This is a genomic window from Flavobacteriaceae bacterium (assembly GCA_014075215.1).
Taxonomy (GTDB): Bacteria; Bacteroidota; Bacteroidia; order Flavobacteriales; family Flavobacteriaceae; genus Polaribacter.
The window spans coordinates 2524277-2547933 of the sequence record CP046177.1 but is presented as its reverse complement, the minus strand read 5'-3'; the positions used below and the strand labels follow the sequence as shown (position 1 = coordinate 2547933).

The window sequence follows — 23657 nt, the reverse complement described above, 5'->3', positions numbered from 1 at the left end:
ATATATGCCAAACGACAAAATAAAACACGGAAGAAGCAAGCATATTTCAAATTATGGTGGCGTTGGTTCATTGATTGAAACAACTGACAATTCTATAATGATAGAAACCTTTGATAATTGGGGATATGCAGATTTAAACGAAAAATTAGCTCACTACATCATAAAAGACGATAGATTATTACAACGCTTAAAAAATCGTTTCCCAAATTTGAAGCATTTGGTTTCAATACCTACTGACAGAGATTCTTTTTTGCATCAAGTAAGACCGAAAGCAAATTATTTCTCAAAATGGTTTTATTGCTCTTATTGCAAACGGTTTGCACCATACAACGAATGGAAAAACCGTTGGAGAAGTGCAAGCAAGAAACTTGATTTTTTCAATCCACCAAAATGCAGTAATAAAGACTGCAAGGAAAATCATTTGGAGCAAATTCGTTTTGTTATGACTTGTAAGAATGGTTATATTCACGATTTACCTTGGAAATTTTGGAATAACCGTTTACCAAGCGACCGAACCAACGAACAAGAAAAAGAAGAAGCAAATGAAAAACCAACAGGTCCGCAATTAGATTTTTCTAAACCTTGTTGCGAAAATCAAAATTTAATATACAAAATCAGTCGAGAAAACACCGAACTATCAGGTATATGGATTGAGTGTAAAAATTGCAATAAAAAAGCAAATCTAAAAGGTATTTTTAACTACGAGCAAATCTGCAATGGTAAGAAATATTGGTTAGGTCAAATTAATGGAAAGTTTTACGAAGAAGAGTGTTCAGAAATTACAAACGTAAAACTGAAAACGAGTAATAGTGTATATTATTCCAATAGTTTAAGCAGTTTATTCATTCCTGAGTTTCAAAATCCACTATCACCAGAAGTAAGAATTGATATTGACAATATGTTAGAAAGTGGAGAATTCTCAACAGAGCAAATAATTCAATTAATAAGCATCCAAAAGAAAATTGAAAAAGAGTTGATTCAACAATATTTAGATACAGGAGACATTAAATACATTCCAGACAATATTTATCGACAAACTGAGTACGTTTATTTCTTGGAAAAAGAGCAACCCGAGAATAAACAGATAAAATTCCGAGTAATTAATAGTAGTGAGCAAATTAATGGGTTTAATAAGCTTATAAAAATTGACAAATTAAAAAAGACAACCGTTCAAACATCCTTTACACGAAACGAACCTATTGATATTGACTCTATATTGCTCAAAGATGGCGATAATGCATATGAGTACACAGTTAAAAGACAATCAGTATCAAAAAACAATTTTGACACAAAAACCTTACCTGCATCAGAAAGTTACGGAGAAGGAATTTTATTCATTTTGGATAAACAAAAATTGGAACAATGGGAAAGCCAACAAGTCGTAATTGAACGCACGGAAAAACTAAAGACTAATGCTAATAATGCCGATTGGAAATCGCATCAAATTATAGCCAAAACTTTAACACCAAGAAAAGTTTTAATTCATACGCTTTCGCATTTGTTGATGCGTGAATTGGAGTATGTGTGTGGCTATCCTGTATCTTCTTTGTCTGAAAGATTGTATGTAAACGAGACAATGCACGGTTTTTTAATCTCTGCTTTTGATGGAACTGACGGCTATTTGGGTGGATTATCAAATTTATGTAACAATTTAGATAACCTCAATAATATAATTAATAGTGCCATTTTCAGGGCAACTGATTGTTCATCCGACCCAATTTGTATAGAATCTGATGGTCAAGGAGTTGGTCAATTAAATCTTGCAGCTTGTCATTCTTGTGCCTTAACACCTGAAACAACTTGTGAGCTATCGAATTTATACCTTGACAGAGGATTAGTAATTAATAAAGAATATGGATATTTTGCAGACAGATAATAAGCCAACGCTAAAAGCCATACACATTTACAATTCGCACCAGCCAACGCTAAAGCCAAAAATTGCAAAAGAGTATGTCTTGTGCCAACGCACACTTCCGAACGAGCATTAAAACTTCGGAAAACCAAGCAGGACGTAGAAAGCCAGCTTACAACAATGTATAAAAATAATAGCGGTTTAATCACTAAATTGAAAGTAAGTAAATATAAAAAAGGTCTGTGTTTAACCGAAAAGTTAGTGCGCAAAATCCGCTACTATTCTTATACTAGACCGATAATTATACCAAAAGCTAGTATATAATCTTTTATATTGTACACTACAGGTAATGTTGAATGTGTGGCAATTTTAAAAGGTACAATATCTAGTATTTGCACAATACCATTTCCTAAAAACAATCCCAAAAAACCACCAATAAGACCAATAGCTACTGATTGTGTTAAAAATATTTCAATAACATCGCTTCCATTAAACCCCATAGCTTTTAATATGGCTATTTCTTTTATTTTTTCATTTACCGTCATATTCATAATATTGTAAATACCAAATCCTGCCACAATTAATATAGTAAGCGAAAGCGTCAGGGTTAGAGACCTGTGCAGGAATTAATGTAGGCTGCAAGGTTAAATTGTTGTTATATCCTGATAAAGCACTTACCGTGGGGTATAGATACGATTGTGCATCCTTTTGTTTGGTATTTGCAATTTGCTGTCTCGTCCTAAAATAGGGCTACAGTTAATTATTAAAATTTATGCTACATTTTTGTGCACGTAATTAGGTGTTTTATAATCTAAAGATAAATGTAATCTTTTATTATTATATAATTTGATTGCATTTTTTGTTGCTTTTTTGGCGTGATTGATATTTGTAAATGTTTGGTCGAGGAAGAATTCATCTTTTAAAATTCCGTTAACTCTTTCGGCCATTGCGTTTTCGTAGCAATGATTTTCTTGGGTCATACTGATTTGTATCTTTTTTCTTTTCAAAATTTGAGTATAAACATTGCTACAATATTGTATTCCTCTATCAGAATGATGTATGATTTCTTCGGTATTTTTAGTTTGATAAATAGCTTTATTTAAAGCTCTAACACAGCCTTTAAGTTCTAAACTATCACTAATATCATAGCCTACTATTTTTCTTGAATACATATCAGTAATAAGTGCTAAATAACAAAATCCATTTATAGTTCTTATATAGGTAATATCCGAAGCCCAAACTTGGTTAGGTCTATTAATGATCAGGTCTTTTATGATATTTTTATATTTATAAAAACGATGGTAAGAGTTGGTTGTTTTAGAAGAATATTTTTTCCTTCTAATTAACAAATTATTTTCTTTTAAGATTCTAAATAACTGGTCTCTACCTATATTTATATTCTGTTTCCTAAAATCATTATGTAAGGATTTCATTAGCTTTCTAGTACCTTCTCTGGGTAATGTTTTCCTGCTTTTTTTAACAAGCATTATTACATTTTGTTCTATTTGTTTTTTAAGAACAAACCTTTTTTGATATTTGTAATAAGCATCTCTTTTTAACTCGAAAGCATTACAAATAGTAGCGATGGCGTACCTTCTTTTTTTTCTATTAATCGGTGCTATTTTCATTAAGGCTTTATGTTTAAGTTTTTTTTTAATTCTTCAACATTTTTATAGCCAAGATTTTCAGCAGCTACTTCAAGATAACTATCATTCACAAGTTTATCTAGATCCTTTTTAATAAGAAGATCTTTGAGTTGTTTTAGCTCTTTTTGAAGGGCTTTAATACGGGATAATTCGTCGTCTGTTTGCACGGTTACACGGGTGTTCATTAAATCTTTACGGTCATATTTTTTAATCCATACGTTTATCGTACTAGATTGTATGCCGTAAGTTAAGGCAATTTGTCTTTTGGAATGGTTTCCTTTGGTAAGTTCTGCTAATACTTTGAGTTTAAAACTCTCACTATAACGTCTTACATATCCATCATTTTTATACATATACTTGTTGTTTTTTGTATACATATTTCAGGACGGGTCATGCTCACTAATAACAGCATTGTTGATATTTATAGCATGTTCATTAGCATATTTAAGTGCCTCCTGAAATGACTGGAATCGGATTTCAACATCAGTTATATTGCTTTGAGCAGATACTAAAATTATATTCAGCAACACTAAAAAAAGCTAAGATTCTGTTCATCACAAAATGTTTTATAAGTTCTTTGCAATGATAAAATGTTATTTGTTCTATTTTAGGAATTAGATTATTGAAGTCGAATATTGGGTTTTGAAGTTGAAAAGAGGTTGTAAAATAACTCTGTCTCTTACCTTATAAATATCTACAAGTTTTATGATCATAGTTACAATATCGTGATGCATTCATATAATTTTTTTTTCTCTCAGAGTGTGCTTTAATAATTCAAAATGTTTCTTTTTTATTTTCTAAAGGTGTTACTCCTTCATTATCAATAGCATTTTTGTATTTTTGGGTTAGGAGATAGTGAAATGATTTTACAAACTATACATCCGAAAATTAGCTATACTCATTTCACTAAACAATAAAATTCAAGGGCAGTACAATTGTAATATACTGCCTTTTTTTTAATGATTAAAATGACGAAAGTAGCATTAAAAATTGTAGGAATAATAACAATCGATATTTTTAAAAAATAATTTTACCATCTGCAATCATTATTAAAATAATCATACTATATTTGCACCCAGTCTAATTTTTGAAGAGAAGATATTGAAAGGAGGTGCCAACACATGTTAATTATTCCGGTTAAAGAAGGAGAAAATATTGATAGAGCTCTAAAGCGTTTTAAAAGAAAATTTGATCGTACAAAGACAATGAAAAATCTACGTGACAGAAAACATTACACAAAACCATCTGTTGCCAAAAGAGCTCAAAAAATTAAAGCCTCTTATGTTCAGAGATTAAAAACTCAGGAAGAAGTCGGTTAAAACTTCTTTTGCAACTATATTACATCCTGTATCGTTTTGATATGGGATTTTTCATTTTGATATTATATGTTTACCTTTGAATAAAAGGACTTTAAATAAATGATTCAACCTTTCTTAAACTATTTAGCTCTTGAAAAAAAATATGCTCGAAATACGATTTTGGCTTATCACAGTGACCTTCTGACTTTTAAAGACTTTTGTGAAATTGAATTTGATCAGCAGGATTTAAAAGATATACAATATCATCAGATTCGTAGCTGGATCGTTCATTTGGCAATTAACCATATTTCCAACAATAGCATTAATAGAAAAATGAGTGCATTAAGATCGTACTATCATTTTCTACAGAAAACGAAACAAATAAAAATCAACCCAATGTTACATCACAAAGCTTTAAAAACAAAAAAGAAAGTTCAGGTTCCGTTTTCAACAAAAGAGATCAACGATGTTCTTGACTTTTTTGAAGGAGATACTTTTATTGATCTCCGCAACAAGCTCATAATAGAATTATTGTATTCTATGGGAATCCGCAGAACAGAGCTCATAACAATAAAAACAAATGCTGTTTATTTTGACGATAGAACCATTAAGATAATAGGGAAAAGAAATAAAGAAAGATATATCCCTTTAATAACCCCTGTATATGAAACATTAAACAGGTATATCAAAGCAAGAGAGGAAATAAATACAAATGAAACACATCTGTTTATTACTGAAAAAGGAAATAAAATATACGAAACACTTGTTTATAGAATAATAAATGAGTACTTTAGTAAAGTTTCTTCTAAGGTAAAAAAGAGCCCTCATATTCTGCGGCATTCTTTTGCCACACATTTACTAAATGAAGGAGCAGATTTAAACTCGGTTAAAGAATTACTAGGGCATTCAAGTTTGGCCTCCACCCAAGTCTACATCTATAATAGCTTGGATAAAATTAAAAAAGTGTATAATCAGGCTCACCCTAGGAGCAATAAAAAAAACTACTTATGAAAGTATATACCCAATCAATTAACTTTAATGCATCATCGGATTTACTAACATTTATCGAAAAGAAAGTAGGAACGCTCGTTAGGTTCCACGATAAAATTATAGATGTGGAAGTTTTTCTGAAAGTAGAAAATACAAGTGATAAAGAAAATAAGATTATAGAGATTAAAATTAATATACCCGGAAGTGAACTGATGGTAAAAAAACAAACAAAATCTTTTGAAGAAGGAGTTAGTTTAGGCGTAGAATCTCTGAAAAGACAATTGAAAAAATCCAAAGAAAAAACAAGAGGTGCAATAGCAATATGATCCTCTTAAAAAAAAGAACAAAAAGTTTTAGAAATAAAAAAAACTTTATACATTTGCAGTCCGTTAGAAATAGCGGGCTGTTTTTTGTAAAAACAGCCGGTGTAGCTCAGCTGGCTAGAGCAGCTGATTTGTAATCAGCAGGTCGTGGGTTCGAGTCCCTCCATCGGCTCAAAACAGTAAAAAAGTTCATCAAAATAGTGAATTTTCGGAGGGGAGATTCCAGAGCGGCCAAATGGGACGGACTGTAACTCCGTTGTCTTACGACTTCGCAGGTTCGAATCCTGCTCTCCCCACAAAATTGAATATAAACAAAGAATGCGAGAGTAGCTCAGTTGGTAGAGCGTCAGCCTTCCAAGCTGAATGTCGCCGGTTCGAACCCGGTCTCTCGCTCAAATTTTTTTCCAAGCCGGTGTAGCTCAGTTGGTAGAGCGCATCCTTGGTAGGGATGAGGTCACGGGTTCAAATCCCGTCATTGGCTCAAAAAAATATAAGATAGACACTAAATATTTAACTAAGAATTAAAATCAAATAACCATGGCAAAAGCAAATTTTGACCGTTCGAAACCACACTTAAATATAGGTACAATCGGACACGTAGATCACGGAAAGACTACATTAACTGCAGCTATTACCAAAGTATTGGCAGATTCGGGTTTGTCTGAAGCTAAAGATTTCGATCAAATCGATAATGCTCCGGAAGAAAAAGAAAGAGGTATTACCATCAATACTTCTCATGTAGAGTATCAGACAGCAAACCGTCATTATGCACACGTTGACTGTCCGGGTCACGCAGATTATGTGAAAAACATGGTAACAGGTGCCGCTCAAATGGACGGAGCAATTTTAGTTGTTGCTGCTACGGATGGCCCGATGCCTCAAACTCGCGAACATATCTTATTAGGACGCCAGGTAGGTATTCCTAGAATAGTAGTATTTATGAATAAAGTAGATATGGTTGATGATGATGAGTTACTGGAATTGGTAGAGATGGAGATTAGAGATTTACTTTCTTTCTATGAATATGACGGAGATAATGGCCCTGTGATTGCCGGTTCTGCTTTAGGAGCCTTAAATGGTGAACAAAAATGGGTAGATAGTGTAACAGAGTTAATGGAAGCTGTTGACAGCTGGATTGAAGAACCCTTAAGAGAAGTTGATAAAGATTTCTTAATGCCAATTGAAGATGTATTTTCTATTACAGGTCGTGGTACTGTAGCAACAGGTAGAATTGAAACCGGTATTGCCAATACAGGAGACCCGGTGGAAATTATTGGTATGGGAGCTGAGAAGTTGACCTCTACCATTACAGGTATCGAGATGTTTCGCCAAATATTAGACAGAGGTGAAGCAGGAGATAATGCGGGAATCTTATTAAGAGGTATAGAAAAAGCCGATATCAAAAGAGGTATGGTCATCTGTAAGCCAGGTTCCGTAACTCCACATGCCAAGTTCAAGGCAGAAGTATATGTCCTTAAAAAAGAAGAAGGCGGAAGGCATACACCATTTCATAATAACTACCGTCCACAGTTTTACGTACGTACTACTGATGTAACAGGAAATATTAATTTACCTGATGGTGTAGAAATGGTAATGCCCGGAGATAATTTGACCATTACCGTTGATTTAATTCAACCGATTGCATTAAACTTAGGTTTGCGTTTTGCAATTCGTGAAGGTGGTAGAACAGTAGGTGCAGGTCAGGTAACTGAGATTTTAGATTAGGAAAAATCACATTAGTTTCAAATACTATTTGTGAAGGTGTCCCAATTTTATTGGGATGCCTTTATGAATAAATAGAAACGGGTTTAGCTCAGTTGGTAGAGCACTGGTCTCCAAAACCAGGTGTCGGGAGTTCGAGTCTCTCAACCCGTGCTAAACAATAATAAAAAACCAAAGGAGTTGTGCTGAAGCCTAAAATGGAAAAGATGTACAAAAAATAGTTAATATGGGATTTATACAATATATCAAGGATTCTTTCGAAGAACTAAACAATCACATGACTTGGATTTCCAAGGAAAGCGCCCAGAAAACTACGGTTGCGGTGGCAGTTTTCACCATACTATTTGCATTAGGTGTTGCTGCTATTGATAAGGTTTTTCAAATGGGATTAGATAATTTTTTTCAATTATTTTAGAGTAAAAGAGATATGGATGATGTAATGATGAAATGGTACGTTGTAAGAGCGATCGGAGGACAGGAAAGTAAAGTAAAATCTTATATAGAAACTGAAATCGGCCGTTTGGGCCTTTCGGATTATGTAAATCAGGTGTTAGTTCCTACCGAAAAAGTTATTCAGGTAAGAAATGGAAAAAAGATCAATAAAGAAAAAGTCTACTTTCCGGGATATATTATGATAGAAGCAAACCTGTCCGGAGAGGTTCCTCACGTTATCAGGTCAACTACCGGGGTGATTGGATTCTTAGGAGAAACAAAAGGAGGAGACCCTGTTCCAATGCGTAAGTCAGAAGTTAACAGAATGCTTGGTAAAGTGGACGAGCTTGCCGTTCAGGATGAAAATATAGTAATACCTTATACGGTAGGTGAGACTGTAAAAGTTATAGACGGGCCATTTAACGGTTTTGACGGAACCATAGAGAAAGTAAATGAAGAAAAGAGAAAATTAGAAGTTATGGTAAAGATATTTGGGCGTAGAACCCCGTTAGAATTGAGCTATATGCAAGTAAATAAAATATAATTGTTACATAATTGATGTGCTTTTTAGCTTCCAATTTTTTTAAACACATCTACTTAAGTTAAGTAAAATGGCAAAAGAAGTTAGTAAAATAGTAAAATTACAAGTAAGAGGAGGTGCGGCAAATCCGTCACCGCCGGTTGGCCCTGCTTTAGGTGCTGCCGGTGTTAATATCATGGAGTTCTGTAAGCAATTTAATGCAAGATCTCAAGATAAACAAGGAAAAGTGCTGCCAGTGGTTATTACGGTTTATAAAGATAAATCTTTCGATTTTGTAATAAAAACACCTCCGGCAGCAGTGCAGTTGATGGAAGCAGCTAAAATTAAAAAAGCTTCGGGTGAACCCAACAGAAAAAAGATAGCATCGATTACCTGGGATCAGATTAAAGTAATTGCAGAAGATAAAATGGCAGATTTAAATGCTTTTGAAGTTTCTTCGGCAATGAAAATGATTGCCGGTACAGCACGTTCTATGGGATTAACAGTAAAAGGCGATGCCCCTGTATAAACTTTATAAAGAATAGTAAAATGACAAGGTTAACAAAAAAGCAAAAAGAAGCACATGCAAAATTAGATAGTTCCAAATCTCATAGTGTTGATGCAGCTTCTGCCCTAATCAAAAAAATTACTAATGTAAAGTTTGATGCATCTGTAGACATAGCTATCCGCTTAGGAGTAGATCCACGCAAAGCTAATCAAATGGTTAGAGGTGTGGTAACACTTCCGCACGGAACAGGTAAAGATGTAAAAGTACTTGCATTGGTAACACCCGACAAAGAAGCAGAAGCACAAGAAGCAGGAGCTGACTATGTAGGTTTAGATGAATACCTCCAAAAAATTAAAGGAGGATGGACAGATGTGGACGTAATTATTACAATGCCTGGTGTTATGGGTAAATTAGGCCCTTTAGGAAGAATTTTAGGCCCCAGAGGGTTAATGCCTAATCCCAAAACAGGTACGGTAACTATGGACATAAAAAAAGCCGTAAAGGATGTAAAAGCGGGCAAAATTGACTTTAAAGTTGATAAAACCGGAATTGTACATGCTGCAATAGGAAAAGTATCTTTTGATGCTAATATGATTGCAGAAAATGCAAATGAATTAATTCAAACCATCATCAAATTAAAACCAACAGCAGCAAAAGGGATATATATAAAAAGTGCTTTTATGTCTAGTACCATGAGCCCTAGTGTAGAAGTTGATGTAAAATCTGTTTAACAGCAGTTAAAATGTATAAATTATGACTAGAGAAGAGAAATCACAGGTAGTACAAGATTTAACAGCACGATTAGCAGATACAAATACGGTTTATCTGACAGATATTTCCGGTTTGGATGCATTAACCACATCCAACCTGCGGAGAGCTTGTTTTAAAGCAAATGTAAAATTAGCTGTTGTAAAAAACACATTATTATCAAAAGCAATGGAAGCTTCTGATAAAGAATTTGGAGCGTTACAAGATGTTTTAACAGGAAATACTTCTTTAATGATTGCTGAAGCAGGAAATGCTCCTGCAAAATTAATTAAAGAGTTTAGAAAAAAATCAGATAAACCTCTGTTAAAAGGCGCTTATGTTGAACAAGCGGTTTATATTGGAGATAATCAATTAGATATTCTGACAAATATTAAATCTAAAGAAGAATTGATTGGAGATATTATCACCTTACTGCAATCACCGGCTAAAAATGTTATTTCGGCATTACAGTCGGGAGGAGGTAAGTTGTCAGGTATTTTAAAAACATTATCGGAAAAATAAATGAGCACACTAAATAAATTACATAATAAAAAATTTTAAAAAACAATTGAAATGGCAGATTTAAAAAATTTCGCGGAGCAATTAGTCAACTTAACGGTAAAAGAAGTTACGGAATTAGCTGATATTTTAAAAAGCAAATATGGTATTGAGCCAGCAGCAGCAGCAGTGGCGGTAGCAGGACCTGCAGGCACCGCTGCTGACGGAGGCGGTGCAGAAGAGCAAACTGAATTTGATGTAATTCTTAAAGCAGCAGGTGGTTCCAAACTCGCTGTAGTAAAATTAGTTAAAGAATTAACCGGTTTGGGATTAAAAGAAGCTAAAGGTATTGTGGACAGTGCACCGGCCCCAATCAAAGAAGGTGTTTCCAAAGACGAGGGCGAAGGTCTTAAAGTTTCGTTAGAAGAAGCTGGAGCTGAAGTTGAGCTAAAGTAAGTTTGTACAACTTGAACAGATTTAGGTATTATAGGTATTAAAGGATTTTACGGTTCTTTAAGCCTGAACTATTTTGCGTATATATTCGTTCTTTATTTAATCTAGACTTTTAATCAAAAATATATTCTCTTTTGACAACGAAAAACACTATTGAAAGAATCAATTTCGCATCTTCACAGCTTGAAACTGAATACCCTGATTTTTTAGATATTCAGGTAAAATCTTTTCAAGATTTTTTTCAACTCCAAACGAAAGCCGAAGAGCGAGGTGAAGAAGGATTATATAAAACCTTCATGGATAATTTTCCTATTACCGATACACGCAATAATTTTGTATTGGAATTTTTAGATTATTTTGTAGATCCGCCAAGATATAGCATTCAAGAATGTATAGAAAGAGGATTAACATATAGTGTGCCTTTAAAAGCACGTTTAAAATTGTATTGTACAGATCCGGAGCACGAAGATTTTGAAACTATTGTACAAGATGTGTATCTGGGCACAATACCATATATGACAAATGCGGGTACATTTATTATTAATGGTGCAGAGAGAGTTGTAGTATCTCAATTACATCGATCGCCGGGGGTATTCTTCGGACAATCGTTTCATGCAAACGGTACAAAATTATATTCTGCAAGAGTCATTCCTTTTAAAGGTTCCTGGATAGAGTTTGCCACAGATATCAATAGTGTGATGTATGCGTATATCGATAGAAAGAAAAAACTACCGGTAACAACACTGTTTAGAGCTATTGGTTTTGAAAGAGATAAAGACATTCTGGAGATTTTTGATTTAGCGGAAGAAATAAAGGTTTCTAAAGCGGGGCTAAAAAAGGTATTAGGCCGTAAGTTAGCTGCCAGAGTCTTAAAAACCTGGTTTGAAGACTTTGTAGACGAAGATACGGGAGAGGTAGTATCTATTGAAAGAAATGAAATTATTTTTGATCGTGATACCATTATTGAAAAAGAACATATTGATGAAATAATCGGATCGGGAACTAAAACAGTACTGTTACATAAAGAAGATAATCAGCAAGCAGATTATGCTATCATCCATAACACATTACAAAAAGATCCTACAAATTCCGAAAAAGAAGCTGTAGAACATATTTACAGACAATTACGTAATGCCGAACCGCCGGACGAAGAAACGGCAAGAGGGATTATTGACAAATTATTTTTCTCTGAGCAGCGATATAATTTAGGGGAAGTAGGGCGTTTTAGAATGAATACGAAGCTTGGACTGGACGTAGACATAGATCAGAAAGTACTGACAAAATTAGGTATCATAACAATTATCAAATATCTCATTGAATTAATTAATTCCAAAGCAGAGGTAGACGATATAGATCATTTATCTAACCGTCGTGTCAGAACTGTGGGTGAGCAATTGGCCGGTCAATTCGGAGTAGGACTGGCACGTATGGCAAGAACTATTCGTGAGCGTATGAATGTTCGTGATAATGAGGTGTTTACACCCATTGATTTGATCAATGCAAAGACACTATCTTCAGTCATTAATTCTTTCTTCGGTACCAATCAGCTATCTCAATTTATGGACCAAACCAATCCGCTGGCAGAGATTACCCATAAGCGAAGGTTATCTGCATTAGGTCCCGGAGGTTTGTCAAGAGAAAGAGCAGGTTTTGAAGTTCGTGATGTACATTACACACACTATGGACGTTTATGCCCGATAGAAACTCCCGAAGGACCAAATATCGGACTGATTTCTTCTCTTTCCGTATTTGCAAAAGTGAATAACTTAGGATTTATTGAAACACCGTATCGTAGGGTAACCGGTGGTAGTGTAGATATAAAACAAGGCGCAGTATATTTAAGTGCCGAAGAAGAGGAAGGAAAAAAGATAGCACAGTCTAATCTGGCACTAGACAAGGAAGGAAAATTTATAAGTGATAGAGTAATCGCCCGCGAAGAAGGTGATTTTCCTGTGGTAACTCCTGATGTTATTGATTATATGGACGTTGCTCCAAATCAAATTGCTTCTATTTCCGCATCTTTAATTCCTTTCTTGGAACACGACGATGCAAACCGTGCATTGATGGGGTCTAATATGATGCGCCAGGCAGTACCGCTGCTAAGACCGGAGTCTCCGATTGTAGGAACAGGACTCGAAAGAAGAGTAGCAAAAGACTCCAGGATATTGATTAATGCCGAGGGAAGCGGAGTGGTAGAATATGTAGATGCAAATAAAGTTATCATTAAATACGATAGGACTGACGAGGAGAAGCTTGTAAGTTTTGAAACCGATGAAAAATCATACGATTTAATTAAGTTCAGAAAAACAAATCAGGGAACTTGTATTAATCTAAAACCTATTGTCAGTAAAGGAGATAGAGTAGAACAAAGGCAGGTTTTATGCGAAGGCTATGCTACACAGAAAGGGGAGTTAGCTTTAGGAAGAAATATGAAAGTAGCTTTTATGCCTTGGAAAGGATACAACTTTGAAGATGCCATTGTAATTTCCGAAAAAGTAGTTCGCGAAGATATTTTTACTTCTATTCATATAGACGAATATTCTTTGGATGTACGTGATACCAAACTAGGTACTGAAGAATTAACCAATGACATCCCTAATGTTTCGGAAGAAGCTACAAAAGATTTGGATGAAAACGGAATGATTCGTATTGGAGCCGAAGTAAATCCCGGTGATATCTTAATTGGTAAGATCACTCCAAAAGGAGAATCCGATCCAACGCCGGAAGAAAAATTATTACGCGCCATTTTTGGAGATAAAGCAGGAGATGTAAAAGATGCATCATTAAAAGCTTCACCGTCTTTAAGAGGAGTAGTTATAGATAAAAAACTATTTAAAAGAGCTATTAAAGATAAGATGAAGAGGGCCAGAGATAAAGAAGCAATAGCTACTCTGGAAGCTTCGTTCGTCTCTAGGTTTAACGATCTTAAAACGAGATTGACAGATAAGTTATTTACCTTGGTAAGTGGTAAAACCTCTCAGGGAGTATATAATGATTTAGGGGAAGAGGTGTTACCCAAAGGGAAAAAGTATACACTAAAGATGTTAAACTCGGTAGAAGATTATATACATTTAACAAGTGGTACGTGGACTACTGATAAGGATGTTAATAAACTGGTCAGTGAGTTAATTCACAATTATAAAATTAAAGTGAATGATTTACAAGGTGTTTTACGTCGTGAGAAATTTACTATTTCCGTAGGAGATGAATTACCGGCAGGAATATTAAAATTGGCTAAAGTATATATTGCTAAGAAGCGTAAATTAAAAGTAGGCGATAAAATGGCGGGCCGTCACGGAAATAAAGGTATTATAGCTCGTATTGTAAGAGCGGAAGACATGCCTTTCCTGGAAGACGGGTCGCCGGTTGATATTGTATTAAACCCTTTAGGGGTACCTTCTCGTATGAATATTGGCCAAATTTATGAAACTGTTCTCGGTTGGGCAGGTCAGAAATTAGATAGAAAATATGCAACGCCCATTTTTGATGGAGCATCGTTAGATGAAATCAATAAATACACAGATGAAGCAGAAGTACCGCGATTCGGACATACATATCTGTATGACGGAGGAACAGGAAAACGTTTTGATCAACCGGCAACCGTGGGTGTGATTTATATGATCAAACTAGGGCACATGATCGAAGATAAAATGCATGCACGTTCTATAGGGCCTTATTCGTTAATTACTCAACAACCACTGGGGGGTAAAGCACAATTTGGAGGGCAGCGTTTTGGTGAGATGGAAGTTTGGGCATTGGAAGCATACGGGGCATCCAGTATCTTACGTGAAATTTTAACAGTAAAATCCGATGATGTCATGGGTAGAGCTAAAACATACGAAAGTATTGTAAAGGGTGATACTATGCCAGAACCGGGATTACCGGAGTCATTTAACGTATTGATGCATGAACTGAAAGGTTTGGGGCTAAACGTGAGCTTAGAAGAATAATAAAACAATAATGGTTTTCAGCTTCAATTACGAATCAATATTGAGCCTTGAAAACCAACATACAGCAAATTGAATACTTGAAAGAAATGGCAAGAAACAACGACAAGTACACTGTAAAAAAATTTAACAAAATCTCTATTGGTTTAGCATCTCCGGAGTCTATTTTAGAAGCTTCAAAAGGAGAAGTCTTAAAACCGGAAACCATCAATTATCGTACACATAAACCTGAAAGAGACGGTTTATTTTGCGAGCGTATTTTTGGCCCTGTAAAAGATTATGAATGTGCATGTGGCAAATACAAAAGAATCCGTTACAAAGGAATTGTTTGTGATCGTTGTGGTGTGGAAGTCACCGAGAAAAAAGTAAGAAGAGACAGGGTAGGGCACATCAACCTGATAGTTCCCGTAGCACATATTTGGTATTTTAGATCATTGCCAAATAAGATGGGATATTTGCTTGGGCTACCATCTAAAAAATTGGATATGATCATTTATTACGAGCGATACGTAGTAATTCAACCGGGTGTTGCAACAAATGCCGAAGGAGAGCCATTACAAAAAATGGACTTTTTAACAGAGGAAGAATACTTGGATATTCAAGATGCACTACCACAGGAAAATTCGTATTTGGATGATTCCGATCCGGATAAGTTTATAGCTAAAATGGGGGCCGAATGTCTGATTGAATTATTAGCTCGTATTGATTTGGATGCTTTGTCATTTGAACTAAGACATAAAGCAAATACGGAAACTTCTAAGCAACGCAAAACAGAAGCTTTAAAAAGACTGAACGTAGTTGAGGCTTTCAGAGATGCAAATAAGAATAAGGAGAATAAACCGGAATGGATGATTATGAAGGTAATCCCGGTAATTCCACCTGAATTACGCCCACTGGTTCCGTTAGACGGAGGTCGTTTTGCTACTTCTGATTTAAATGATTTATACCGCAGGGTAATTATCAGAAACAATCGTTTAAAAAGATTAGTAGAGATTAAAGCTCCGGAAGTTATTCTGCGTAATGAGAAACGTATGTTGCAAGAATCCGTAGATTCTTTGTTTGATAACACTCGTAAATCATCTGCAGTAAAAACAGAATCCAACAGGCCGTTAAAATCACTGTCAGATTCACTAAAAGGGAAGCAAGGACGTTTTCGCCAGAATTTACTAGGAAAACGTGTTGATTATTCAGCACGTTCTGTAATTGTGGTTGGGCCGGAATTGAAACTATTTGAATGTGGATTGCCTAAAGATATGGCAGCTGAACTGTACAAACCTTTTGTGGTCCGTAAGCTGATTGAAAGAGGGATTGTAAAAACAGTAAAATCTGCTAAAAAAATCATAGATAGAAAAGAGCCTGTTGTTTGGGATATATTAGAAAATGTAATTAAGGGACATCCGGTATTATTAAATCGTGCTCCTACATTACACCGTTTAGGTATCCAGGCATTTCAACCAAAACTAATCGAAGGAAAAGCGATACAATTACACCCGTTAGTATGTACGGCTTTTAATGCTGATTTTGACGGAGATCAAATGGCAGTGCATTTGCCATTAGGCCCGGAAGCCATTTTGGAGGCACAACTACTAATGTTAGCTTCGCACAATATACTGAATCCTGCAAATGGTGCTCCGATTACGGTACCCTCTCAGGATATGGTTTTAGGTTTATACTATATGACCAAAGAACGCAGGTCAACTAAAGAGGTACCTGTAAAAGGAGAAGGATTGGTATTCTATTCTCCCGAAGAGGTGAACATTGCTTTTAACGAGGGTAAAGTTGATTTGAATGCAATCATAAAAGTAAGAACAAAAGACCTGAATGAGGCGGGAGAATCTGTAAGTAAAATCATTGAAACCACTGTCGGCAGGGTTTTATTTAATGAATTTGTGCCTGAAGCAGCAGGATATATTAATGAAGTGCTGACTAAAAAATCTTTGAGAGGAATCATCGGCAAAATATTAAAAGCTACGGATATTCCTGAAACAGGAAGGTTTTTAGATGAAATCAAAAATATGGGCTACCAGTTTGCGTTTCAAGGAGGGTTGTCATTTAGTCTGGGAGATATTATCATCCCGGAAGAGAAATATGATATGATTGCCGAAGCAAATAAAGAAGTAGACGGAATAGTGGTGAACTATAATATGGGTATGCTGACACAAAAAGAGCGCTATAATCAGGTGATTGATGTTTGGGGGTCTACCAATAACAGGCTGACTGAATTATCTATGAAGCGTTTGCGCGAAGATCAGCAAGGTTTTAACTCCGTATATATGATGTTAGATTCGGGAGCTCGGGGTTCTAAAGAGCAAATCCGTCAATTGACAGGAATGCGTGGATTGATGGCAAAACCTAAAAAATCAACTGCTGGCGGTGGTGAGATTATTGAAAACCCTATTCTTTCTAATTTTAAAGAGGGACTCTCAATTCTGGAGTATTTTATTTCTACACACGGTGCTCGTAAAGGTCTTGCCGATACAGCTCTAAAAACGGCTGACGCAGGTTATTTGACCCGTCGTTTGGTAGATGTATCTCAAGACGTCATCATCAATGAAGATGATTGTGGTACGCTAAGGGGGTTGGAGATTACACCATTAAAGAAAAACGATGAAATTATTGAACTTTTAAGTGACAGGATCGAAGGACGTGTGTCTTTACAAACAGTGTATCACCCGGAAACAGGTGAAGTATTGTTAGAGGCAAATCAAGGAATTATTCCTATTTTGGCAGATATGGTTCAGGCATCCGGAATTGATAAAATTCAAGTGAGATCGCCATTAACCTGTGAGTCCGAAAGAGGAATTTGTGCAAAGTGTTATGGCCAGAGTTTATCTACCCGTAAGAAAGTACAAATTGGAGAGGCTGTTGGAGTAATTGCCGCACAATCTATCGGAGAACCCGGAACACAGTTAACGTTGAGAACATTCCACGTGGGTGGAGTAGCAGGAAATATTTCCGAAGATAATAAATTGCTTGCAAGCTTTGACGGTAATGTATCCATTGAAGATTTAAGAACTGTTGTAGGAAAAGATAGCGAAGGAAATTACATAGATATTGTCATCTCCCGAACTGCAGAAATTAAAGTTACCGATAAGAAAACAGGAATTACATTAAACTCTAATATTATTCCTTATGGGTCTACTATTTTTAAGAAAGATAGAAAAACCATTAAGAAAGGAGATGTCATATGTCAATGGGATCCGTTTAATGGTGTTGTTGTTTCCGAGTTTTCCGGGAAAGTGAAGTTTGATAATTTAGAACAGGGAATCAACTACCAGGTAGAAATCGACGAGCAGACCGGTTTCCAGGAAAAAGTAATTATTGATTCTAAGAATAAAAAAATCATTCCTTCTTTAATCGTTCAAGATAAAGACGGTAATGCACTACGTTCATATAGTTTACCTTTAGGAGCACACCTGATCGTAGATGACGGAGCTAAAGTAGAAAGTGGAAGAGTTTTGGTGAAAATTCCGAGAAAATCAGGTAAGGCAGGTGATATTACAGGAGGTTTACCACGGGTAACAGAGTTGTTTGAAGCTCGTAATCCGTCAAACCCTTCAGTAGTTTCCGAAGTTGATGGTGTGGTGTCTTTTGGCAAAATAAAAAGAGGAAACAGGGAAATTATTGTAGAGACAAAAACAGGAGATGTTAAAAAGTATTTAATCAAACTTTCTAACCAAATTTTGGTACAGGAGAATGATTTTATAAAAGCGGGAATGCCGCTATCTGACGGGGCTATTACTCCGGCAGATATCTTAAGAATTCAAGGGCCTTCGGCAGTACAGGAATACTTGGTAAATGAAATTCAGGATGTATATCGTTTGCAAGGTGTAAAAATTAACGATAAACATTTTGAGGTTGTAGTTCGTCAAATGATGCGTAAAGTGAAAGTTATTGACTCCGGAGATACTTTATTCCTGGAAAATCAATTGGTTCATAAGACGGACTTCATTAAGGAAAATGATGCCATTTATGGAATGAAAGTGATTGAAGACTCAGGAGATTCGGATAATTTACGTACAGGTCAGATTATTTCTGCGCGTCAGTTGAGAGATGGAAATTCATTATTGCGTAGAAATGATAAAAATGTAGTAGTTGCCAGAGATGCAAAACCTGCAACAGCAGAACAGATACTTCAAGGTATTACAAGAGCATCTCTACAAACAAAATCATTTATCTCTGCGGCATCTTTCCAGGAAACTACCAAAGTACTAAATGAAGCTGCTGTTAATGGTAAAGTAGATACATTGGAAGGATTAAAAGAAAATGTGATCGTCGGTAAAAAAATACCGGCAGGAACAGGGATGAGAACTTATGACCATTTAATTGTTGGCCCAAAAGAAGAAATTAAAAGACGTTTATAATTAGAAACATGAATGAAAATCAATCTAAAGAAGAGCAGATTAATATTGAGTTAGATGAAGGTGTAGCAGAAGGAACCTACTCTAATTTGGCTATTATTAATCATTCCGTATCAGAATTTATAGTTGACTTTATTAATATTATGCCTGGCGTTCCGAAAGCAAAAGTGAAATCCAGGATTATTTTAACACCACAGCATGCCAAGAGATTGAGCAAAGCATTGGCTGATAATGTAAAGAAGTTTGAACAAACTCATGGAGAGATCAAAGATTATGAACAACCTCCAATGCCATTCAATTTTGGACCTACCGGTGAAGCATAAATAAAAAATCATCTGAAAATTAAAATTCCCAGATGGTTTTTTTTAAATGAGGGAAATTATTTTTGAATAAATGCATTGAATTCGTTTATTCCGTAGGATTTCATATACTCCTCTTCTCTAATACTATTTGCTTCGTCAGAGTCATAATCCATTAGTATTTTCCACATATTATTTTCTTTGATAAGGATTACGTGAAATTGGCCGTAATATACCTGTTCCTTTTCCTGCTCTCTGGTTCTAATAAGCTTGTATATGCCTCTTTCACTGGCAATGGAGTCAGTATGTATCCTTTCAAAGAACCGCAATGAAATGGTATTAGAAATAGCATTTTCCCTGGCTCGTTTAAAATTTTTTTTATAATTGCCGATATAAGTTTCGTAATCCGATATTTTTTTTCCACCGGATATACGTATCAATTTCTTTGAATGAATTTCGGCCATTAGTTGATGATTTAACGAATCGAAAGCCTGGTAAAACTTAGCCCATACTTTATTAATTTCTTTTAAGCTGGTAAGAGATTGTGAATTTCCCTGATTTGTAAATAAAACCAAGGTTACTATAAAAAAGATAAGTTTTTTAAACATATTATTTTCTTTGAATTATTGCTAATCAAACGTACTTCTTTAAGAGCAAAATTAAAATAAGCCGATCTGATTACTTTGATGTTTATCAAACAAGGTAAAATTTAATTTTGGATATACCACATTTTTGAGGTATAATTTTTTAGCTAATTTAAATTGCATACTTATTTGCTCGGCAAATTTCCCCTCTCCGCGCATTCGTTTATCAAATCGACTATCGTTTAAAGAACCGTTATGGCAATCTTCAATTTGGTGTAGTATTTTGTTTGCTTTGTCAGGGTATGTTTTTTTTACCCAGTCCGTAAAAATTTTTCCAATGGTCCCGTTTAAGCGAACGACCGTATAAGCAACAGATTTAGCTCCTAATCCGGCAACTGTTTTTACTAACTTTAAAATTTCATGATTGTTGATGGCCGGAATAATAGGTGCCATCATAACATTGACGGGAATTCCGTTTTCAGATAAAATTTCAACAGTTTGCAGTCTTTTTTTGATGGTAGCTGTTCTGGGCTCTAAAACTCGCCGGGTGTCTTCGGATAAAGATGTGATAGAAATATTAACATGAATCAGATTCATAGATGCCATTTCTTTCAATAGGTCCAGATCGCGTAAGATCAAAGCATTTTTAGTGATCATACTTGTCGGGTGTTTTAATTTCAGCAAAACCTTTAGCATGCTTCTGGTAATTTCCAATTTTTTTTCAATAGGTTGGTAACAATCCGTATTTCCTGAAAACATAATGCTTTGTGCTTTCCAGTTTCTACTTCGTAATTTTTGTTCTAGTAGTTCCGGAGCATTGGCTTTATACAAGATTTTTCTTTCAAAATCCAAACCGGCAGAATATCCCCAATACTCATGGCTATTTCTGGCGTAACAATAAATACAGCCGTGTTCACAACCTTGATAAGGGTTCATAGAATACATAAGCCCTATATCCGGACTCGTTACCTTATTTATAATCGTTTTCGGAAAAATCTCCAAATAAGTGGTTTTGTTGCTATCTGCACGCTCATTTTCCAGTTCGCAATAGTTTAAAAAATCATTCCGTATAATGTGCTCATGTTGTAGAAACCGATTATGGGTGTTTAGTTGTGCACCGCGCCCTTTATACCTCATAGCTATAACAAAAATAAATTAGAAATTAATGTTAGTTATTAGAATTTAAACAGTGTCAAATGAAATGTATGTTGAACTAAATTCCAGAGAAAACAACATCGTCAAAAATTACTCAAAATAACCCTTATAAAGATACATCAGAAAACCTAATAAAATACAAATTGTTGATAAGTTTACTGAATTTTTCAGGAGCAAAATGAAACACTTCTGGTTTTATTCAATAAATAAAAATCGGCTAAAACAAAAGCAGTAAGAGCTTCTACAATGGATACGGCTCTCGGAACCACACAAGGGTCATGTCTTCCTTTTCCGGAAATATGGGTTTCTTCGCCTTTGGCATTAATGGTAGGTTGATCTTGCATGATAGTAGCCACAGGTTTAAAAGCTACCCGGAAATAGATATCCATCCCGTTGCTAATTCCTCCTTGGATCCCCCCGGACAAATTAGATTGTGTGGTGCCATCGGCATTAAAAATATCATTGTGTTCACTACCTTTCATTCTGGATCCGCAAAATCCGCTGCCAAACTCAAAACCCTTTACTGTATTGATAGAGAGCATTGCTTTTCCCAGTTCGGCATGTAGCTTTTGAAAAACAGGCTCTCCCAGGCCAACAGGTATATTTTGCGCTATGCAGGTAATGGTACCCCCAATCGTATCTCCGGTTTTTCTGATTGCTTTGATTTTTGATATCATTTTTTCAGCAACAGCAGTATCCGGACACCGGACATCATTACTTTCGGTTTTGGAAAAATCTAATTTCTGGTATGGTTTTTCTATAAAAATATCACCTACCGAAGAAGTAAAAGCATTGATATGAATATCCGAGATCAACTGTTTGGCGAGGGCACCGGCAACTACCCAGTTAGCAGTTTCCCTTGCGGAACTCCTGCCTCCGCCTTTGTAATCTCTGATGCCAAATTTTTTATCATAAGTAAAATCGGCATGAGAAGGCCTGTATGTGTTTGTATTATGAGAATAGTCCTTTGACTTCTGATTGGTGTTTTTAATGAGAAACCCGATAGGAGCACCCGTAGTTTTTCCTTCAAAAATACCGGACAAAAATTCAACAGTATCCGGTTCTTTACGCTGTGTAACAATCTTAGATTGCCCAGGTTTTCTTCTATTTAACTCGGTTTGAATAGCATCTAAATTCACTGCTAATCCGGCAGGAAATCCATCGATAATTCCACCAACAGCCACTCCATGCGATTCACCAAACGTAGTAAGTTTCAGAAGATTTCCAAAAGAATTAAAAGCCATTAAAAAAGGTTATAAATTTCACGCGCTAAGATACTATAAAAATCAGGAAACCATAACTTGACAGCCATAGCAGATACCATAAAGATCAGTACTTTTTTCACCAACCCATCTCCTTTATGTACCGACCACCTGCTCATGACCCATCCGCCGGAAGCATTCCCAACAGATAATATGAGTCCGTACTTCCAGTTTATCTGATTATTAAATGCAAAAACAGCTACTGCAGTACAGCTATATACCAGCGCAACAAATACCTTAATGGCATTGCTTTTTACTAAAGAAAAACGATGGATTCCCGATAAGAATAATAGCATGATAAAACCAACTCCGGCCTGAATAAAACCACCATATAGCCCTACAAAGAAAAAAGCAAAGATTCCCCAGCGGGAATATTTTCCGGTAATGCGTTCTGCCGTATTTTTTGTAGAAGATTTGGGTTTAAAAGCCATATATGCTACAATTAAGATCATAATGGCAGCTAAAATCTTATTGAATATTTCTCCCCGAATATGAACTCCACCTAAAGCACCGATAATTGCCCCTACGGATGCAGACACAGCTAGGTAAATACTAAAAGGAAAAGCAGAAACCCCTTTACTTTGGAAGCCTTTTACGGCAAAAATATTCTGAATAATAATTGCAATCCGGTTAGTTCCGTTAGCTACATTAGGAGGAAGCCCTAAAAAAATAAGCATCGGTAAAGTTAATAAAGAACCTCCGCCTGCCACAATGTTAATGGCTCCGGCTATAAAACCGATAACCATTAAAAAAACAAAGTCTGACATGAGAAATATTATAACGGCAAATGTATTTATTTATATTAAGAACTCATCTTGACTTTTTCTATTTCCTAAAAAATGACTGAAATTCACCTATATTTCTTTACTTTTCTTACCTGTAGCGCTGCTATAGCTTTCAAAAAGCGCCTTATCTAGTTAAATTTCAGCTCATCTTCGGTTAAAAACAAAAAGTCAAGATGAGTTCTAAAACTGCTTATACATAATGGATTTTAAAAAAGATAAAAATGTTTTTAGAAAACAAAAAAGCTTTCTATCTTTGCCGTTCGTTAAAGAGAAAT

Annotated in this window: 22 protein-coding genes and 5 tRNA genes; 19 read left to right on the top strand and 8 right to left on the bottom strand. The window is 35.4% G+C overall.

The features are described 5' to 3' along the window. The first annotated feature begins 4 nt into the window (after window positions 1-4). Window positions 5-1876, top strand: coding sequence for a hypothetical protein (locus GKR88_12515; protein ID QMU65027.1), 1872 nt, complete (start codon window positions 5-7; stop codon window positions 1874-1876). Between the two features lie 260 nt (window positions 1877-2136). Here GKR88_12515 and GKR88_12510 read toward each other — a convergent pair whose 3' ends face one another. From GKR88_12510 to GKR88_12495, 4 genes are all read right to left on the bottom strand, one after another. Then, on the bottom strand, window positions 2137-2475 hold the full coding sequence (locus GKR88_12510; protein QMU65026.1) for an FtsX-like permease family protein: 339 nt from the start codon (window positions 2473-2475) through the stop codon (window positions 2137-2139). Between the two features lie 147 nt (window positions 2476-2622). Next, window positions 2623-3480, bottom strand: a complete 858-nt coding sequence (locus GKR88_12505) for an IS3 family transposase (GenBank protein ID QMU65025.1) — start codon at window positions 3478-3480, stop codon at window positions 2623-2625. Beyond that, window positions 3480-3851: a transposase gene (locus GKR88_12500; protein ID QMU65024.1), complete on the bottom strand. Its 372-nt coding sequence runs from the start codon at window positions 3849-3851 to the stop codon at window positions 3480-3482. Before GKR88_12500 ends, GKR88_12505 begins: the two co-directional genes overlap by 1 nt. Window positions 3852-3878: 27 nt before the next feature. Further along, window positions 3879-4025: a hypothetical protein gene (locus tag GKR88_12495; GenBank protein ID QMU65023.1), complete on the bottom strand. Its 147-nt coding sequence runs from the start codon at window positions 4023-4025 to the stop codon at window positions 3879-3881. Window positions 4026-4619: 594 nt separating this feature from the next. Here GKR88_12495 and GKR88_12490 point away from each other — a divergent pair. From GKR88_12490 to GKR88_12405, 18 genes are all read left to right on the top strand, one after another. Continuing rightward, window positions 4620-4817, top strand: coding sequence for a 30S ribosomal protein S21 (locus tag GKR88_12490; protein QMU65022.1), 198 nt, complete (start codon window positions 4620-4622; stop codon window positions 4815-4817). Window positions 4818-4916: 99 nt separating this feature from the next. Continuing rightward, window positions 4917-5807 (top strand): tyrosine-type recombinase/integrase, encoded by an 891-nt coding sequence (locus GKR88_12485; GenBank protein QMU65021.1) that lies wholly within the window; start codon window positions 4917-4919, stop codon window positions 5805-5807. Continuing rightward, window positions 5804-6112 (top strand): ribosome-associated translation inhibitor RaiA, encoded by a 309-nt coding sequence (raiA, locus tag GKR88_12480; protein QMU65020.1) that lies wholly within the window; start codon window positions 5804-5806, stop codon window positions 6110-6112. The genes GKR88_12485 and raiA overlap by 4 nt, the downstream gene beginning before the upstream one ends. A 95-nt stretch (window positions 6113-6207) precedes the next feature. After that, a tRNA-Thr gene (locus GKR88_12475) sits at window positions 6208-6281 on the top strand. 41 nt (window positions 6282-6322) lie between these two features. Next, window positions 6323-6405 (top strand) — tRNA-Tyr (locus GKR88_12470). A 24-nt stretch (window positions 6406-6429) separates the two neighbouring features. Next, window positions 6430-6502: transfer RNA gene (locus tag GKR88_12465), tRNA-Gly, on the top strand. A gap of 15 nt (window positions 6503-6517) precedes the next feature. Then, window positions 6518-6590: transfer RNA gene (locus GKR88_12460), tRNA-Thr, on the top strand. Window positions 6591-6646: 56 nt separating this feature from the next. Next, the gene (gene tuf / locus GKR88_12455) at window positions 6647-7834 is read left to right on the top strand and encodes an elongation factor Tu (protein QMU65019.1); all 1188 of its coding nucleotides are present in this window, start codon (window positions 6647-6649) and stop codon (window positions 7832-7834) included. A 77-nt stretch (window positions 7835-7911) separates the two neighbouring features. Beyond that, window positions 7912-7984: transfer RNA gene (locus GKR88_12450), tRNA-Trp, on the top strand. 73 nt (window positions 7985-8057) lie between these two features. Next, on the top strand, window positions 8058-8246 hold the full coding sequence (gene secE / locus GKR88_12445) for a preprotein translocase subunit SecE (GenBank protein ID QMU65018.1): 189 nt from the start codon (window positions 8058-8060) through the stop codon (window positions 8244-8246). 12 nt (window positions 8247-8258) lie between these two features. Next, window positions 8259-8807: a transcription termination/antitermination factor NusG gene (gene nusG / locus GKR88_12440; GenBank protein QMU65017.1), complete on the top strand. Its 549-nt coding sequence runs from the start codon at window positions 8259-8261 to the stop codon at window positions 8805-8807. 67 nt (window positions 8808-8874) lie between these two features. Further along, complete coding sequence (gene rplK, locus GKR88_12435) at window positions 8875-9312, top strand: 50S ribosomal protein L11 (protein QMU65016.1); 438 nt, start codon at window positions 8875-8877, stop codon at window positions 9310-9312. Window positions 9313-9332: 20 nt separating this feature from the next. Further along, entirely contained in the window at window positions 9333-10022 is a 690-nt protein-coding gene (locus tag GKR88_12430) for a 50S ribosomal protein L1 (GenBank protein QMU65015.1), read from the top strand. A gap of 22 nt (window positions 10023-10044) precedes the next feature. Continuing rightward, window positions 10045-10560, top strand: a complete 516-nt coding sequence (locus GKR88_12425) for a 50S ribosomal protein L10 (GenBank protein ID QMU65014.1) — start codon at window positions 10045-10047, stop codon at window positions 10558-10560. 51 nt (window positions 10561-10611) lie between these two features. Continuing rightward, entirely contained in the window at window positions 10612-10992 is a 381-nt protein-coding gene (rplL, locus tag GKR88_12420) for a 50S ribosomal protein L7/L12 (protein ID QMU65013.1), read from the top strand. A gap of 131 nt (window positions 10993-11123) precedes the next feature. Next, the gene (gene rpoB, locus GKR88_12415; protein ID QMU65012.1) at window positions 11124-14939 is read left to right on the top strand and encodes a DNA-directed RNA polymerase subunit beta; all 3816 of its coding nucleotides are present in this window, start codon (window positions 11124-11126) and stop codon (window positions 14937-14939) included. 86 nt (window positions 14940-15025) lie between these two features. Then, entirely contained in the window at window positions 15026-19300 is a 4275-nt protein-coding gene (gene rpoC, locus GKR88_12410; protein ID QMU66710.1) for a DNA-directed RNA polymerase subunit beta', read from the top strand. Between the two features lie 8 nt (window positions 19301-19308). After that, a complete protein-coding gene (locus GKR88_12405) occupies window positions 19309-19620 on the top strand; it encodes a DUF3467 domain-containing protein (GenBank protein QMU65011.1) in 312 nt (103 codons plus the stop codon). Between the two features lie 56 nt (window positions 19621-19676). Here GKR88_12405 and GKR88_12400 read toward each other — a convergent pair whose 3' ends face one another. The 4 genes from GKR88_12400 to GKR88_12385 all read right to left on the bottom strand — a co-directional run bounded on the left by GKR88_12400 (window position 19677) and on the right by GKR88_12385 (window position 23364). Next, window positions 19677-20204, bottom strand: a complete 528-nt coding sequence (locus tag GKR88_12400) for a DUF4440 domain-containing protein (GenBank protein ID QMU65010.1) — start codon at window positions 20202-20204, stop codon at window positions 19677-19679. A gap of 51 nt (window positions 20205-20255) precedes the next feature. Then, on the bottom strand, window positions 20256-21317 hold the full coding sequence (locus tag GKR88_12395) for a PA0069 family radical SAM protein (GenBank protein QMU65009.1): 1062 nt from the start codon (window positions 21315-21317) through the stop codon (window positions 20256-20258). Window positions 21318-21502: 185 nt separating this feature from the next. Further along, a complete protein-coding gene (gene aroC / locus GKR88_12390; GenBank protein ID QMU65008.1) occupies window positions 21503-22579 on the bottom strand; it encodes a chorismate synthase in 1077 nt (358 codons plus the stop codon). Then, window positions 22579-23364: a TSUP family transporter gene (locus GKR88_12385; GenBank protein ID QMU65007.1), complete on the bottom strand. Its 786-nt coding sequence runs from the start codon at window positions 23362-23364 to the stop codon at window positions 22579-22581. Before GKR88_12385 ends, aroC begins: the two co-directional genes overlap by 1 nt. Between the last annotated feature and the right edge of the window lie 293 nt (window positions 23365-23657).

Coding starts and splice junctions, on each gene's coding strand:
- GKR88_12515 (QMU65027.1), top strand. CDS start 5: ATGCCAAACGACAAAATAAAACACGGAAGAAGCAAGCATATTTCAAAT.
- GKR88_12505 (QMU65025.1), bottom strand. CDS start 3,480: ATGAAAATAGCACCGATTAATAGAAAAAAAAGAAGGTACGCCATCGCT.
- GKR88_12500 (QMU65024.1), bottom strand. CDS start 3,851: ATGTATAAAAATGATGGATATGTAAGACGTTATAGTGAGAGTTTTAAA.
- GKR88_12490 (QMU65022.1), top strand. CDS start 4,620: ATGTTAATTATTCCGGTTAAAGAAGGAGAAAATATTGATAGAGCTCTA.
- GKR88_12485 (QMU65021.1), top strand. CDS start 4,917: ATGATTCAACCTTTCTTAAACTATTTAGCTCTTGAAAAAAAATATGCT.
- raiA (QMU65020.1), top strand. CDS start 5,804: ATGAAAGTATATACCCAATCAATTAACTTTAATGCATCATCGGATTTA.
- tuf (QMU65019.1), top strand. CDS start 6,647: ATGGCAAAAGCAAATTTTGACCGTTCGAAACCACACTTAAATATAGGT.
- secE (QMU65018.1), top strand. CDS start 8,058: ATGGGATTTATACAATATATCAAGGATTCTTTCGAAGAACTAAACAAT.
- nusG (QMU65017.1), top strand. CDS start 8,259: ATGGATGATGTAATGATGAAATGGTACGTTGTAAGAGCGATCGGAGGA.
- rplK (QMU65016.1), top strand. CDS start 8,875: ATGGCAAAAGAAGTTAGTAAAATAGTAAAATTACAAGTAAGAGGAGGT.
- GKR88_12430 (QMU65015.1), top strand. CDS start 9,333: ATGACAAGGTTAACAAAAAAGCAAAAAGAAGCACATGCAAAATTAGAT.
- GKR88_12425 (QMU65014.1), top strand. CDS start 10,045: ATGACTAGAGAAGAGAAATCACAGGTAGTACAAGATTTAACAGCACGA.
- rplL (QMU65013.1), top strand. CDS start 10,612: ATGGCAGATTTAAAAAATTTCGCGGAGCAATTAGTCAACTTAACGGTA.
- rpoC (QMU66710.1), top strand. CDS start 15,026: ATGGCAAGAAACAACGACAAGTACACTGTAAAAAAATTTAACAAAATC.
- GKR88_12405 (QMU65011.1), top strand. CDS start 19,309: ATGAATGAAAATCAATCTAAAGAAGAGCAGATTAATATTGAGTTAGAT.
- GKR88_12400 (QMU65010.1), bottom strand. CDS start 20,204: ATGTTTAAAAAACTTATCTTTTTTATAGTAACCTTGGTTTTATTTACA.
- GKR88_12395 (QMU65009.1), bottom strand. CDS start 21,317: ATGAGGTATAAAGGGCGCGGTGCACAACTAAACACCCATAATCGGTTT.
- aroC (QMU65008.1), bottom strand. CDS start 22,579: ATGGCTTTTAATTCTTTTGGAAATCTTCTGAAACTTACTACGTTTGGT.
- GKR88_12385 (QMU65007.1), bottom strand. CDS start 23,364: ATGTCAGACTTTGTTTTTTTAATGGTTATCGGTTTTATAGCCGGAGCC.